Raw genomic sequence first — 15224 nt, forward strand, 5'->3', positions numbered from 1 at the left:
GTACCTCATGTTTAGACGCTTCATAGGGATGAAAAGTTACGGTCAAAGGCAAAAGATACTAATCGCTGTCGTTGCTAAAACGCCCATTCACAATATCTCCACAAATGCAAATGTATCGAAAAAACCTTGTCATGATGCGGTTTCCCAGCTCCGTTAACACAATGGACACAGTATCATGTGATTCTTGTCACAAAACGATTACTTTTTGTCCGTTTGTTTTCATAAATCCGTGATAGAATTCACAATAGTGAAACCAAAGATGAAAGAAGGGTGTATTTTATGGATCCGGTAATGCTTGCGCGTATCCAATTTGCGGCAACAACAATCTTTCACTTCTTCTTTGTGCCGTTGTCCATAGGTCTGGTGTTGCTCATCGCGATCATGGAAACGATGTATGTGGCCAAGGGGAAAGAAATTTACAAGCGCATGGCTAAGTTCTGGGGCAAATTATTCCTCATCAACTTCGCCGTGGGGGTCGTAACCGGGATTCTGCAGGAATTTCAGTTCGGCATGAACTGGTCGGACTACTCGCGCTTTGTAGGCGACGTCTTCGGTGCTCCGCTGGCCGTCGAAGCGCTATTCGCCTTTTTCATGGAATCGACGTTTATCGGGTTGTGGATTTTCGGATGGGATCGTCTATCCAAAAAAGTACATTTGCTCAGCATTTGGCTCGTATCCCTCGGCACGGTTGCATCAGCCTTTTGGATTTTGGCGGCAAACTCGTTTATGCAGCGTCCCGTCGGCTTTGAGATCAATAACGGGCGGGCGGAAATGAACGACTTCTTCGCGCTGATCAGCAACGGTCAGCTGTGGGTGGAATTCCCGCACACGGTGCTGGGTGCATTTGCAACTGGGGCATTCGTCGTTACGGGGATTAGTGCTTACAAGCTGTTGAAACGTCAAGATGTGGAGTTCTTTAAAAAGTCGTTTACCATCGCAGTCATACTTGGCCTAATTGCCTCGTTTGGTACAGCATTGTATGGTCACCAGCAGGCACAATATTTGGTGAAAACCCAGCCAATGAAAATGGCAGCCGCTGAAAGCCTGTGGGGCAAAAGTGGTGACCCGGCTCCGTGGACGGTCTATGCACATATCGATCCGAAGACGGGTGAAAACACATTTGAGATTAAAATTCCTTATCTGCTCAGTTTCTTATCCTATAGTGAGTTCTCTGGTGAAGTTAAGGGGATGAACGAGCTTCAGGCTGAATATGAGCAAACCTACGGACCAGGGGATTATATTCCTCCCGTACGAACCACCTTCTGGAGCTTCCGTATTATGGTTGCTGCGGGATCGCTAATGATTGTACTCGGCATGTATGGCGCGTATCTGGCATGGCGCAAAAAGCTGGATCGTCCGAATAAATGGTATTACCGTATCATGCTGTGGGCGATTTCCCTACCGTTTATTGCGAATTCAGCTGGCTGGATTATGACGGAAATCGGGCGTCAGCCGTGGACGGTGTTCGGCTATATGCGGACAGAGGACAGTATATCGCCGAGCGTCACCTCAGGACAGATTCTGTTCTCACTTATTTCGTTCACCGCTATTTATGCGGTATTGGCTGCAGTCATGGTTTATTTATTCGTCAAAGTGATTAAGAAAGGCCCTTATGCCGACAATGTGAACGATGATGAGCAATCGGCAGATCCATATGGTAAGGAGGGATACCATGCTATCTCTTAATGAGCTCTGGTTCATCCTCGTTGCAGTTTTGTTTATCGGTTTCTTCTTCCTTGAGGGTTTTGACTTCGGGGTAGGGATGAGTACTCGGTTTCTGGCCAAAAATGATATGGAGAGAAGGGTGATGATCAACTCGATCGGTCCCTTCTGGGATGCGAACGAAGTCTGGCTGCTGACGGCAGGCGGTGCAATGTTCGCGGCCTTCCCGAACTGGTATGCCACGCTGTTCAGCGGCTACTATACACCGCTTGTCGTATTGCTGCTGGCCTTGATCGGCCGCGGGGTCGCCTTTGAATTCCGGGGCAAGGTGGAGAACACGCGCTGGAAGAACACCTGGGATCTGGCGATTTTCCTGGGAAGCCTGCTGCCTCCGTTTCTGCTCGGCGTCGTCTTCTCCGGCCTGATCAAAGGGCTGCCGATCGACAGCGACATGGAGATGAAAGCCGGATTATTCGATATGGTTAATCTGTACACGCTGATGGGCGGAATTACCGTCGTCGTGCTGTGTCTCGTTCACGGTTTGATGTTCACGACCTTGCGGACGACAGGCAGCTTGCAGGAACGGGCCCGCAAGCTGGCGCATAAGCTGCTCATTCCACTGGCGGCAGTGCTCGTCATCTTTGGAGTGATGACGTACTTCCAAACGGATGTCTTCGAGGTTCGTGCCTTGCCGCTGGCGCTGATCGCGGTGATTGGCGTAGGCGCCTTCCTATTAGCCGGACGGTTTATGAGCAAGAAGAGAGACGGCTGGGCTTTTGGCATGACGGGCACGTTGATCGCTCTGTCCATCGCTTCCGTGTTTATCGGCTTGTTCCCGCGCGTCATGGTCAGCTCGATCAGCGAAGCTTACTCGCTGACGATTCACAACGCGGCGTCCGGTCCATATTCATTAAAGATCATGACGATCGTTGCGCTGACTTTGCTGCCATTCGTACTTGGCTACCAAATTTGGAGTTACTTCGTCTTTCATAAACGCATAAACGAGAAGGAGCATTTAGAGTACTAATGGGACGCGATTTAATGAAGTTCAAAGGGATCAAGCCGGTTCTTGCCGGAATCGGTGTCTTGACCCTCATTCAGAGCATCGCTATCATATTGCAGGCCAAATGGCTGGCGGAGGTTATCTCCGCCCTGTTTGCCGGCGCTAAGCTGCAGGAGCAATTCGGCGGGGCCGTCTTGTTCCTGCTTGCTTTTATCGTCCGGCAAATTTCCGCGCTGCTGCAGCAGCGGATGGCTTACCGCTTCGCGGAGCGGACGGGCAAGGAGCTGCGCAAGCAAGTGATGGAGAAGCTGTTCGAGCTGGGCCCCCGTTTTGCTAAAAGAGAGGGCACCGGCAACCTGGTTACGCTCGTCCTGGATGGGGTGACGAAGTTCCGCAACTATCTGGAGCTGTTCCTGCCCCGGATGCTGGCTACCGGGATGACGCCGGCGCTTATTCTGCTGTACGTATTTACGCTCGACATTACGGCGGCCGTCATTTTGATCATCACTTTGCCGATTCTCATCGCCTTTTTGATTCTCGTGGGATTGGCTGCGCGCAAGCAGATGGATCGCCAGTGGAAATCGTACCGTACCTTGTCGAATCATTTCGTGGATTCGCTGCGCGGGTTGGAGACTTTGAAATTCCTCGGGCACAGCAAGTGGCACAGCAAGTCAATCGAGAGAGTGAGCGATTCCTATCGCTCCGCGACGATGCGGACGCTGCGTGTAGCGTTCCTGTCCTCATTCGCCCTGGACTTCTTCACGATGCTGTCGGTCGCATCTGTGGCAGTCAGCCTTGGCCTGCGCCTGATCGACGGGAACATGACGCTTCTGACGGGACTGACGATCCTGATTCTGGCGCCGGAGTACTTCCTGCCTGTCCGAATGGTCGGAGCGGATTATCATGCGACCCTGGATGGCAAGGAAGCTGGCGAAGCGATGAATGCGATCATCGCTGAAGGGAATACGGAGAAGGCTGCCTTGGCGCAGCTCCCCGAAGGGGCGTCGCTGGAGTGGCGGGAGGACAGCATTATGAAGCTGTCCTCGCTGACGGTGCGGCATGAAGAGGAGGAGGGTCAGCCTTCACTGCCTTCGCTGGATCACGCCGGGATTGAGCTGAGCGGTATGGGCAAAATCGGGATCATCGGCGAGAGCGGGGCCGGCAAATCGACGCTGATCGATGTGCTTGGAGGCTTCCTGCGCCCAACGGAAGGCGAGATCGAGCTGGACGGCGTGAAGCTTGGGGATCTTGCCAGCTCGGAGTGGCGGAAGCAGATTACGTACATTCCGCAAAATCCTTATATATTCAGCGGCACGCTGGCGGAGAACATTGCCTTCTATTCTCCCGGGGCATCCCGTGCGGAGATTGAGCAGGCGGCTGCCGCTGCAGGGCTTGGCATATTGGCGGCTTCGCTGCCCGCCGGATATGATGAGCCTATCGGCGGGGGAGGGCGGCCCTTGAGCGGGGGTCAGGAGCAGCGCGTGGCGCTGGCCCGCGCTTTGCTCAGCGAGCGGCCGATCTTACTGCTGGATGAGCCGACAGCACATTTGGACATCGAGACGGAATATGAATTGAAGGCGACGATGCTGCCTTTGTTTGAGGGCAAGCTTGTGCTGCTGGCGACCCACCGCCTGCACTGGATGCGGGACATGGACCGCATTATCGTTATGGAGCAGGGCCGGATCGCTGAGATAGGCACCCATGACGAACTGGTCGCAAGAAAGGGCGCATATTATCGCTTGTTAACATCACACCGGGAGGGGATATTGTGAGCATGAGAGAGGACGCCATGGACTGGAATCGTGAAAAGAGCTCTGCCGGGCTAGAGCAATGGATTACTCCGTATTTCCGTGCCTACAGCGGGCGCTTCGCCTTGTATTTGATCCTCGGTACTCTGACGATTCTAGCGGCCAGCATGCTTATGTTTACTTCCGGTTTTCTGATTTCCAAATCGTCTCTGCAGCCGTACAACATTCTGCTCGTATACGTGCCGATCGTGGGCATTCGGGCGTTCGGGATCGGCCGGGCGGTCATTCATTACGTGGAGCGGCTGGTCGGACATGATGCGGTACTGCGGATTTTATCCAAAATGCGGGTCCGCTTGTACAACATATTAGAGCCTCAAGCGCTGTTTATCCGCTCCCGCTACCGCACAGGGGATATTCTCGGCGTGCTGGCTGACGACATCGAACAACTGCAGAACGTGTATATCCGTACGGTCTTCCCGAGTCTTATTGCTGTGATCATCTATGGGATCGCCGTCATCGCTTTGGGGCAGTTCGACTGGCTGTTCGCCTTGCTGGTGGCGGGGTATATTTTTATCCTCGTTGCCGTGCTGCCGTATATTTCGCTGATGTTGACCAGACGCACGAATGCGGAGGTGAAGCGGGAGCGGGGGGGATTATATCAGAAGCTGACGGATGCGGTCATGGGTATCGGCGACTGGGTGATCAGCGGCCGGCCTGCGGAGTTCCTCGAATCTTATGAGCATGACGAGGATGCCGTAGCGAGCAAGGAGCGCAAGCTGCGCGCCTGGGCGAGATGGAGAAGCCTGATCGGGCAGCTCGTTGTCGGGATTGCCGTCGTATCGATGATTTATTGGTCGGGCGGCCAAGCGGCGGCTGGGCAGATTGACCCCGTGCTGATTGCGGCATTTGTGCTCGTCGCGTTTCCGTTGGCTGATGCGTTCCTGCCTCTGTCCGAAGCGATCGAGCGTACGCCGCAGTATCAGGAATCGCTGCGCCGATTGAACCGGATTTCGGAGCCTGCATTGGCAAAGTCTATGGACGCCGCTATGGATGGGACTCAAGCGGAATCGGCTTTGCGCGAGCAGAGGGTGGCTGCTGTGCTTGAGGCTTCCCGGACCCGAGACGTGCATTTGGAACTGCAGGGCGTCTCCTTTGCCTATGATGCTGGGCGGATCATGCAGAATGAGCGTGATCAGAAGGAGGGGCAAGCTTCTGCTGAGGGCATCGCGTACTCTGTTCGTGATGTATCGCTTGATCTTCCGCAAGGCAAGCGGGTTATGGTAATCGGCCGCAGCGGAGCGGGCAAATCTACGCTGCTGAAGCTCATCCAGGGCGCTATCGCGCCGGTGGAGGGCAGCGTGCAGATCAACGGCGTTCCGGCGGCGCATTTTGGAGATGACATCTCCAAGGTCATCTCCGTCTTGAACCAAAGCCCGCATTTGTTCGATACGACAGTAGCGAACAATATCCGGCTTGGGCGCCAAAGCGCCGCGGAGGAGGAGCTGCGCCTGGCGGTGCAGCAAGCGCAGCTTGACGCGCTGATCGCCACGCTGCCGGCGGGCTTGGACACGCCGATGCGCGAGACCGGGCAGCGCTTCTCCGGCGGAGAGCGGCAGCGCGTGGCGCTCGCGCGCATCCTGCTGCAGGATGCGCCGGTGCTGGTCCTTGACGAGCCGACCGTGGGGCTTGACCCGCGTACAGAGCGCGAGCTGCTGGCGACAATCTTCCGGTCGACAGCAGGCAAGACGCTCGTGTGGGTCACGCATCATTTGGTCGGCGCGGAGATGATGGACGAGATCGTCTTTATGGAGCACGGCGAGATCCTGATGCGCGGCACGCATGAGGAGCTGCTGGCGCGGGAGCCGCGATATCGCAGCCTTTATGCGCTGGACCGCCCGGAGGATATAGCTTAGTTTACTTTACTTTACTTTACTTTACTTTACTACACCTCTTAATTGACACTCCTGTTGCCGCTGATGATGAATCCTGCAGAGATGCAGGATTTTTCTCCTTTTAGGTGCCAAATGAGACAAATTGATGCGAAAGTGCAGGAGTTTTCTCACAATGTTAATTTTAAGCGAATATTGTTGGCACGATGCTGCACTTTCTACAAGGCCCCTTAATTGAACCGGGGTCTGTATCTCCAAGTAAATTAAACTACTAGATGGTCAGGACAAGGTAACTAGGCCAATTAGGTAACTAGGTAACTAGGTAACTAGATGTATTTCATACAGTTAGTTCATCGGTTCTGGCCGTTTTAGAGGGAACTAACTGCAAAACCTACATTTAGTTTTAAGCTATTTTGACGAATTAGCTTCATTCGGGCAAACTAACTGCATGTTTTACATTTAGCGCATGTATTTTTGATCAAAGAGCTTAACTAACTGTATAAAATACATTCCGCTTTTAATTGGTCCATGAATGGTTAGTTGAGCTTCTGGAAAGTGAAACTCGCAATTTGTGAGTGATTTATTCGGTGATATGTGGGGGAGTTGGGATGGTAGTTTAAAAAGAATGTCTCACTCCACTTTCAAGTTGGGCGTTGCAATTAAGGAATCTCTCTGAATTTTATATAGCACTGTAAATTAATCAAATAAAGTGTTACGAAATAAAAAGGTATTGGGGTAGATTTCTATTTAAAGGGCCGAGCCGCTTTTGCAGAAATATACGCATGTAAGGGCATGATTTTCTCCAAAAGATGTATTTTTGCATCAATCCTGAACGGTAGAAAAATATCAACTAGAAAGAACCTCGCTAGAATGACAGTGCCCCTATGCTAGGACTCAGCCTAACATAGGGGCATTTCAGTAAGGTTGCCTTCTGCACCGCACGCCGCTCATACGTGTTCAGCAAAAGGCCCGCGCGGATCACGGCACAAGTCAGCTCAATCTCGCCAGCCGGTTTACGGTGTAGTTCCCCACTGCAGGCTACCCGCTACGTAGCCGGTGACTCGCGGGGCATCCTGATAAGAAGTCGAAGCAGAATCGAAGGAGTAATCGTCGCTTTGCGAATAATTGCTCCAGTCGTTTTTGGAGATGCGAATTTGCAGGTCGATGCTTTGGCCAGCCGCCAAACTGCCCGCTCCGCTCGTAAAGCCGATCTCCGCATAGTAATCCGCTCCGCTTGCGGCAGTCGGCAGCTTGACGAAGGTGCCCGTCACGTTGGAACTGCCTACCTGCGTCCAGTCGCAGAACAGAGTCTGCGGCTTCTCTCCATCGATGGTGTAGTAGTAACGCAGCTTGACGTCGGAGAGATTGATGGCCTGGCTGCCGGTATTCGTCAGCTTAATCCGCGGATTAAGCGTGTTCGTCACGTTCGCTACCGATCCATTGTACATTTGCACCTTAATATTACCGGCAGGAGCCGTGACAGTCGAGTCTTTAACCGTGATGTTCAGAACCGAAGCTGCTCCAGCGCTGAACTGAAACGTCAAATTCAGCTGGCCAAGGGGCTGCGACGCCAAATAGCTTGTAAGAATCGTGACGGTGGAGCCGGAAACCGTATAGTGGCTGCCTTGGGTCAATGCCGTAGACCCGTTGCGAATAGCGGTTAGTGTATTCCCGTTAAGCGTCATGGTTACCGTCACATTGGCCTGATTATTGGTATTCTTGTCGAAGGTGGCTGTTGTAGGCGAGATCGTGGAGCCAGGCGTCGGCTGCTCCGGTTCCTCCGGCGGGTTCGTCAGTGCATCCCCGTAGACGATTCCGAGCCCGTTTGTACCAATATATACACGGCCATAGACTCTTGGATCTCCAGTAATAGCCGAGTTCGTGGAAGCATATTGATGCTTGTCATCATTGATTCTGACCCAGGTAGCCCCCGCATCATTAGAGCGGAAAATGCCGCGTACGCCGTCAATTTTGGCGCTAGTGTAGAGGGCCATATAGCTGCTGCCCGGCGCAGCCTTGCCGAATCCGATTACGTTAGCCTCCTGAACGTTGGATAGCTTGGTAAAGGAGGCGCCGGAGTCGGTGGAGTGCCACAGGCCGTATTTGCCGCCCGTCGTGCTGCCTCCCGCGAGCCAGATATCGCCCTCTATGCCGGGCACTGCTTTGAAGTGCAGATCTCCCTCGGCAGGAAGTCCTGTCGCCGCCGTCTTTGAGAATGCTGCTCCGCCGTTGGTGCTTATATAGAAGTTCCCCGCCGACCAAGCGTAAAATTTATTGGAGTTGACGCGGTCGGAAGCGATTTTCGCTCCCTTCGGCACGCCAGTGCTGGCCGCCCAGGAATTTCCTCCATTACTGGAGTAGAAGACGCCTGCGTCGGGAGTGCTCCATAGAATCGCATTGCCATTGGCGGAAAGGGCGACTTTGCCTCCGCCTGCCGTTCCGGAAGGCTCGCCGTTTCCGGCATACCAGTTTGATCCGCCATCCCGGGAGAAGCCGATGGATTTGGCATTCGGATTAGCCGATTTGTCCGCCTCCCCTACGCGCACGATAAAGCTTGGATCAAGCTCGGCATAGTCGATGCCTGTCGTGCTATTCGGGTTGGTCATCATTTTGGCTGGAGGCTGGGTGAGGTCATCATGCTTGAAGCCCGTGACATCGAACAGGCCGCTAATCAGATGAGCGCCTGCCGGCGGGCTGATCAGAGCGCTGACCGCGGTCTCTTCAATGCCTTTGGCCATTACGCTGAGGTTGACCTTCCCGCCTTTGTCCCAAGCGGTAAGGTTGTTAGTGCCGTAAATCGTTGCCCCAGTTCCGTACATCATCCGGTCGGAATTGAACGGGTCAATCTCCAGATCGCCGATCATCCAGCCGAGCTTCGGCGTAACCTCCGGCGGGGAAGGGTTATTCCCGAAGTCGAGCCATGGGGCGCCGGAGATATCCTGGGTATACCGGAATGTCCGGTTCGGATATCCATCCCAATCCCAAATGCGGCTCCACGTGGCCCCGGCGTCCGTGCTGCGGAACAAGATGGCGTCCGGCCACCAGGAATTCAGCGTAGCGACGACAATGGTGTTCGGGTGCTGGGCATCCACGGCCAATCCGCCGTAGCCGAAATAATTGTCTTCGCTGCTGGATGGAAGCGGACTGATGTTGGTCCAGGCGCCCGTGGCCGTATTGAATTTCCAGACGTCGCCCTTCGTTCCATCGTAAGGTCCTGCGCCGTCGCTGTATGAAATGTATAGCTGGCCATTGGAGGCCAAAACGCCGTGATGCGGGAGATAGCCGGTAGGCTGACCCGGCACGGCAGACCAAGTCGCTCCGCCGTCTGTACTTCGGTATACGCTTACATTTTTATCAGCGACGCCGACATAGATCGTCTTCGTAGCTTGTCCAGGCGTTCCGCTGGAGGGATCGAAGGTGATCCAAGCCAGTCCGACGATATCGCTCTGGTATTCATAATTGGGATTCTCAACATAGGTGCCAGGGTTGGGGAAATTCGTTACCTTGCTCCAGGTCGCCCCGTAATCGGTGCTCTTCCATAATCCGTTGCCGCTGCGGGCCCCGAAATAAAGAATGTTATTCTTGTTCGGGTCAATGACGAGCCGTTCGCCCATTGAGCGTCCGGGCATGTTGCCGCCTACCTTGAAAGGCAAATTCGACACTTGCCAGGTGTTGCCTTTGTCCGTCGAGCGCAGAATGCTGCCGTTATTCGGATCCCAGCTGTTCGTATAGGTGCCTACGGCGAGGTACAGGCGGTTCGGGTCTACGGGATCTGTAGCCAAGGCATCGACGCCGGTCTTGCTCCATTCATCCATGCCTACCCAGTCCAGCAACTGAATCCAGCTATTGTCCGCCGGATTCCAGCGATAGGCGCCGCCGATATCCGTTCGGGCGTAAATCAGATTGCGCTCGGTCGAATTGAAAATAATGCCCGGTACGAAGCCACCGCCGCCGCCGGTAACCACTTTACGCCACTGGTAGCTTTCGCTGGCGGCGGCATGGGCTTGGCCTGTTCCTACTAAACTCGTAAAAGCTGAGCCTGCAATGAGAATGGATAATAGCACGAGATGGAATTTGGTCAGAGGAGAACGCTTTAAAATAGATGTTTTTGCCACCTAATAAACCTCCCTACTATTGGATAGAATCGGATTGGTCAAGCATCGTGTCTGATACTGAAACGGAATCATGGGGTAAGGCGAAAGGTGGTAAGGGAATGATGGTAACACCAGGATTAAAACGAGGGGACACCTCCTTTTCCTAAGCAAATCGAGAGTAGTTGTTTGTATTTCACTAGGCACCGGATTCTGCTATGAAAAGTAGTGTGGATAATAGAATAGGTAGGTCAATATTACCTTATTATTGTAAATTATTCAATAAATAGAATAATCTCAATGCATTGGGGAGTGCTTCTCCATGCATCTGCTTTTGTTCTGCCTGCTAAACTTATATAATAAGGGCATTACTTTATAGGGAACCCGGAGGTGAAACGGCGGAATGGAATTGAGGCAAATTTTGTATTTCATCGAGGTTGCGAAGCTGGAGCATGTGACGGAAGCCTCTTATGCTCTTCATGTCTCGCAGTCCGCTGTCAGCAGGCAAATTTTCAAACTGGAGTCCGAGCTTGGGGTGGATTTGTTCATTCATGAAGGGCGGAAGGTGAAGCTGACCCCCATTGGCAAGCTATTTCTTGCCCATATGGAACAATTGACCAAAGTATTGGATAACGCGCGTCAGGAGATTAGCGAGTTTCTGGATCCGGAGCGGGGAACGGTGCGGATCGGGTTTCCCAGCAGCTTGGCGTCCCAGATGATTCCCGGCGTGGTGTCTGCCTTTCGGGAGCGCTACCCTGCCGTGCATTTTCAACTGCAGCATGGTTCATACCGCGAGTTGGTCGATTCGGTCATCAAGGGGGATATGAACTTGGCCATCATGGGCCCTGTGCCGAAGCATGAATCGCAAATCAAAGTAGAAGTGCTGTTCCGGGAAAAGTTCAAGGCGCTGCTTCCGTCCAAGCATAAATTGGCAAGTCGGTCCTCGGTCAAGCTCAGCGATCTGAAGGATGATTTGTTCGTGCTGTTCCCTGAGGGTTTTGTGCTGCGGGAAATCGTCGTGAATGCCTGCGGCGATCTCGGCTTCAAACCGAAGGTGACGTTCGAAGGGGACGACTTGGATGCGATCAAGGGCCTTGTCACGGCGGGGCTCGGTCTTACGGTGCTGCCGGAAATCGCGCTTGGCGAATATCTCCCTGATTCTATAACGGCTTTGCCGATCACTGAGCCGCTGGTTACGCGCGATGTCGGAGTAATCATTCCAGCGAACCGGGAGCTGCCGCCTACGGAGAAGCTGTTCTATGACTTCCTGAAGGAGATGGCACCAAGCTTCGGATCATAGATGCTGAATGATATAACGGTTTAAAAAAGGAGCCGCCCCAGCAGAACAATCTGCTTCAGGGACAGCTCCTTTTATTTTTGTTCCGATATTTTTGTACCGGCTTAAATGTCGTTCCTTAATCTTATACGACCCCGTGAGCGATCATCGTATCAGCGACTTTCAGGAAGCCGGCAATGTTCGAGCCTACCAGAAGGTTGCCGGAATGTCCATACTCCTCGGCTGCATTTGCGCTGTTTCTGTAAATGCTCTTCATGATATCCTTCAGCTTTTTGTCCACTTTCTCGAACGACCAGGCCAGTCTTGCGCTGTTTTGGGCCATTTCCAGTGCCGATACGGCAACTCCGCCAGCATTGGCTGCTTTGGCTGGACCGAAGTAAACTCCATTGTTCAGATACACTTCGATCGCTTCCAGCGTAGAAGGCATGTTGGCACCTTCAGCGACGTACTTCACGCCGTTAGCCACAAGCAATTTCGCGGATTCTTCATTAATTTCATTTTGCGTCGCGCATGGCAGGGCAATATCGCAAGGAATGCTCCAGATGTTCTCGCAGCCTTCGACATAGATTGCGGAAGGGTGCTCGTTGATATATTCCTTGATCCGTTTTCTTTCCACTTCCTTAATGCGTTTCACCGTAGCCAGATCGATGCCGTTCTCATCATAAATGTAACCGTTGGAGTCGCTGCATGCAACGACTTTGGCGCCGAACTCTTGTGCTTTCTCAATGGCGTAAGTGGATACGTTTCCGGAGCCGGAGACGACGACGGTTTTGCCTTCCAGGCGCTCGCCTTTCGTTTTCAGCATTTCTCTCGTAAAGTAGACCAGGCCGTATCCCGTAGCTTCGGTTCTTCCTAGGCTGCCGCCGTACAGCAAGCCTTTACCGGTCAATACGCCAGCTTCGTTGCCGCCGACAAGACGCTTGTACTGGCCGAACATATAGCCGATCTCTCTGGCGCCTACCCCGATATCGCCAGCAGGTACGTCCGTATCCGGTCCGACGTATCTGGACAATTCGGTCATGAAGCTTTGTGTAAAGCGCATGATTTCGTTATCGGATTTGCCTTTGGGATCGAAGTCCGATCCGCCTTTACCGCCGCCAATCGGTTGTCCTGTCAGGGAGTTTTTGAAGATTTGCTCGAAGCCCAGAAATTTGATGATGCTGGCATTTACGGAAGGATGGAAGCGGATGCCGCCTTTGTAAGGCCCGATGGCGCTGTTGAATTGAACGCGGAAGCCGCGGTTCACTTGCACCTTTCCGTTGTCATCGACCCAAGGCACGCGGAAAGTGATCAGCCGTTCCGGTTCGACGATTCTTTCGAGAATCGCATTGTTCCGATACTTGGAATGTTTTGCGAAGACGGGTACAAGGGAGTCCAAAATTTCTTTGACTGCTTGATGGAACTCCGTTTCTCCGGGATTCCGCTTCTTGACCGTTTCATACACCTCGTTGACGTATTGCCTAGCCTCGTCAAGGTTGCTGCTGGATTGCTGTTGCATGATAGCCATGGCTACCCCACCTTTCACACTAAGTTAAACGTGTTCTTTCTTTCACGATTTGTCTGAGTCAATTGTAATATGTAATCCATTTCTAAACAAAACTTTATTTAGATGAACTTCATGCCATATTGAGATGAACTTTGGGGTACTAGCTGACCACTTCATTACTTTATTATATGAAAAATGACATAGTTTTAATGAAAAAGTTTACCGGAATTGTGACAAGGATGTGCCAAAAGCCGTTGTATCCTACATGAAATTTGATTCTTGTGATTTATAGATGGAGCGGTTACGCTAAATTCAATGCGGCAATAAGCCGGATATCGTATATAACTAGAGCAGATAAAGGAGCGATTAGCGATGACTTTGAATATCGGAATCGTCGGTACAGGCTGGTTCAGTAAGGTACATGGGGATATTCTTGCGGAAACCGAGGGAGTTCGTGTAGCGGCAGCCTGTGGGACAAGCACAGAGAAGGCGAATGCGCTTGCTTCCCGCTATTCCGGCGCGAAGGGTTATGACAGCTTAACGGCCATGCTGGATAGCGAGCGGCTTGATGCCGTGTACTTATGCATCCCGCCGATGTCGCATGAGGGGATGGAGACGGAACTGATTGCCCGGGGGATTCCTTTTCTTGTAGAAAAGCCGCTTGGCGTCGATTTGGACGGCCCCCGCAGCGTTCTGAAACAGCTTCGCCAGAATCCTGTTATTACATCGGTCGGCTATCATTTCCGTTACAAGCAGTCGATTGCGCAGCTCAAAGAGCTCCTTCAGGGACAAACGATCGGCATGGCTCTTGGCGTCTGGATGGGCAGCATGCCCGGTGTAGGCTGGTGGAGAAAACAGGAAGGCTCGGGCGGACAGTTTATCGAACAGACGACTCATTTAGTCGACCTGCTGCGCTATACCGCTGGCGAGGTGGAGGAGGTCTATGCGGCCTACGGGGATCGAATCGTAAAGGGGCAGCATGATGGCGTGACGGTTCCGGATGTCGGCACGGTCACGTTAAAGCTCTCTAGCGGGGCAATAGCCAATATCTCGAATACTTGCGTGCTGCCGGGCGCGGTTGGTGAAGTGGGCCTGAGCCTGTATACCGAGCAGGGTATCCTCGCGTGGGAACCTGAGAAGCTGGAGGTAAAAAACAATGGCGTGTCTACCAGCTATTCCAGTATGGACAATCCATATGCCGCCGAGACGGCTGCATTTATCCATGCGATTCGAACGGGAGATGCTTCGCGGATTCGTTCGGATTATGCGGATGCTGTCTGCACTCAGGCGGTTACCTGTGCAGCACTTGAATCATCGCTGAGCGGCAAGCCGGTGCGCGTTCCGGAGCTGTGACGTTTCTAGTCTAGCTTTCTCTTAAAAATGAGCAAAATCCTTAGAATAGTCGCCCGATCGCATTCTATCGGCCTTTCATAATATGAAGTAATCCATGAAAGGAGTTGATAGAAATATGGCAGTACTTCTTCAACATGTTACGAATGTGCCAACCCCTATTACCAACGGAGCTTCGATTAATGTACCACAAACTCCGGCTGGCCAGGGTATCGCATTAGTACGCGTTTCTATTCCTGCCAACACGCCTGTAAATACTGTTGAATTGACGGCAACAGTCGGTTTGCAGGGCTTGACGGGAATTCCCCGCGTATTGTTCCGTATTCTCCGTGATGGCCAAGTAATCTACTATGCTGAACAGGCTGTTGAAACGAATTTCGAAAACGTCAATCTCACGTCCTTAACAGCAGTAGATTCGAATGTTGCGCCCGGGGTGCATGACTACATTTTGTCCGTAGAACAAATTGCTGCTGCTACCAACACGGCTAGAGTCATCGGTCCGATCGTATTCAGCGCCCTAGCTACAGCTCCGTAACTTCATAGGGCAGAATAGAAATAGCCCGTTTCAGTTAGCTGGAATCGCGCTGACAGTGTAGGCCGAGAGCTTGTCTCTCGGTCCTTTTTTGGCGTGTTTCCTTGAGAAGAGATTTTTATTGTTTTAATAAAAAGAAGCTCCGCCATCTGGCAAAGCCTAAATC

The 15224-nt window shown here is 52.5% G+C and carries 9 protein-coding genes; 7 read left to right on the forward strand and 2 right to left on the reverse strand.

Annotated features, from left to right (window positions below):
• Window positions 1–279: 279 nt before the first annotated feature.
• The 4 genes from ACYUJT_RS16330 to cydC are packed head-to-tail and all read left to right on the forward strand — an operon-like array spanning window position 280 to window position 6326.
• Entirely contained in the window at window positions 280–1686 is a 1407-nt protein-coding gene (locus ACYUJT_RS16330) for a cytochrome ubiquinol oxidase subunit I (RefSeq protein WP_460324061.1), read from the forward strand.
• Window positions 1673–2689 (forward strand): cytochrome d ubiquinol oxidase subunit II, encoded by a 1017-nt coding sequence (gene cydB / locus ACYUJT_RS16335; RefSeq protein WP_460324063.1) that lies wholly within the window; start codon window positions 1673–1675, stop codon window positions 2687–2689. Before ACYUJT_RS16330 ends, cydB begins: the two co-directional genes overlap by 14 nt.
• Window positions 2689–4437, forward strand: coding sequence for a thiol reductant ABC exporter subunit CydD (gene cydD, locus ACYUJT_RS16340; RefSeq protein WP_460324065.1), 1749 nt, complete (start codon window positions 2689–2691; stop codon window positions 4435–4437). The genes cydB and cydD overlap by 1 nt, the downstream gene beginning before the upstream one ends.
• Window positions 4438–4439: 2 nt before the next feature.
• Entirely contained in the window at window positions 4440–6326 is a 1887-nt protein-coding gene (cydC, locus tag ACYUJT_RS16345) for a thiol reductant ABC exporter subunit CydC (RefSeq protein ID WP_460324203.1), read from the forward strand.
• Between the two features lie 989 nt (window positions 6327–7315).
• Here cydC and ACYUJT_RS16350 read toward each other — a convergent pair.
• A complete protein-coding gene (locus tag ACYUJT_RS16350; protein ID WP_460324067.1) occupies window positions 7316–10417 on the reverse strand; it encodes a X2-like carbohydrate binding domain-containing protein in 3102 nt (1033 codons plus the stop codon).
• Window positions 10418–10796: 379 nt separating this feature from the next.
• Between ACYUJT_RS16350 and ACYUJT_RS16355 the strand changes: the two genes are divergently transcribed.
• A complete protein-coding gene (locus ACYUJT_RS16355) occupies window positions 10797–11693 on the forward strand; it encodes a LysR family transcriptional regulator (protein ID WP_460324069.1) in 897 nt (298 codons plus the stop codon).
• Window positions 11694–11814: 121 nt separating this feature from the next.
• Here ACYUJT_RS16355 and gdhA read toward each other — a convergent pair whose 3' ends face one another.
• Entirely contained in the window at window positions 11815–13197 is a 1383-nt protein-coding gene (gene gdhA / locus ACYUJT_RS16360; protein ID WP_460324071.1) for an NADP-specific glutamate dehydrogenase, read from the reverse strand.
• Window positions 13198–13548: 351 nt separating this feature from the next.
• Between gdhA and ACYUJT_RS16365 the strand changes: the two genes are divergently transcribed.
• Complete coding sequence (locus ACYUJT_RS16365) at window positions 13549–14529, forward strand: Gfo/Idh/MocA family protein (RefSeq protein WP_460324073.1); 981 nt, start codon at window positions 13549–13551, stop codon at window positions 14527–14529.
• Between the two features lie 115 nt (window positions 14530–14644).
• Window positions 14645–15061, forward strand: a complete 417-nt coding sequence (locus tag ACYUJT_RS16370; protein WP_460324075.1) for an exosporium protein C — start codon at window positions 14645–14647, stop codon at window positions 15059–15061.
• Window positions 15062–15224 lie beyond the last annotated feature (163 nt).

This window comes from Paenibacillus sp. YSY-4.3 (genome assembly GCF_054767475.1).

Excerpts from the sequence above, each read along its gene's own strand:
- ACYUJT_RS16330 (WP_460324061.1), top strand. The coding sequence starts at position 280 with ATGGATCCGGTAATGCTTGCGCGTATCCAATTTGCGGCAACAACAATC.
- cydB (WP_460324063.1), top strand. The coding sequence starts at position 1,673 with ATGCTATCTCTTAATGAGCTCTGGTTCATCCTCGTTGCAGTTTTGTTT.
- cydD (WP_460324065.1), top strand. The coding sequence starts at position 2,689 with ATGGGACGCGATTTAATGAAGTTCAAAGGGATCAAGCCGGTTCTTGCC.
- cydC (WP_460324203.1), top strand. The coding sequence starts at position 4,440 with ATGAGAGAGGACGCCATGGACTGGAATCGTGAAAAGAGCTCTGCCGGG.
- ACYUJT_RS16355 (WP_460324069.1), top strand. The coding sequence starts at position 10,797 with ATGGAATTGAGGCAAATTTTGTATTTCATCGAGGTTGCGAAGCTGGAG.
- gdhA (WP_460324071.1), bottom strand. The coding sequence starts at position 13,197 with ATGGCTATCATGCAACAGCAATCCAGCAGCAACCTTGACGAGGCTAGG.
- ACYUJT_RS16365 (WP_460324073.1), top strand. The coding sequence starts at position 13,549 with ATGACTTTGAATATCGGAATCGTCGGTACAGGCTGGTTCAGTAAGGTA.
- ACYUJT_RS16370 (WP_460324075.1), top strand. The coding sequence starts at position 14,645 with ATGGCAGTACTTCTTCAACATGTTACGAATGTGCCAACCCCTATTACC.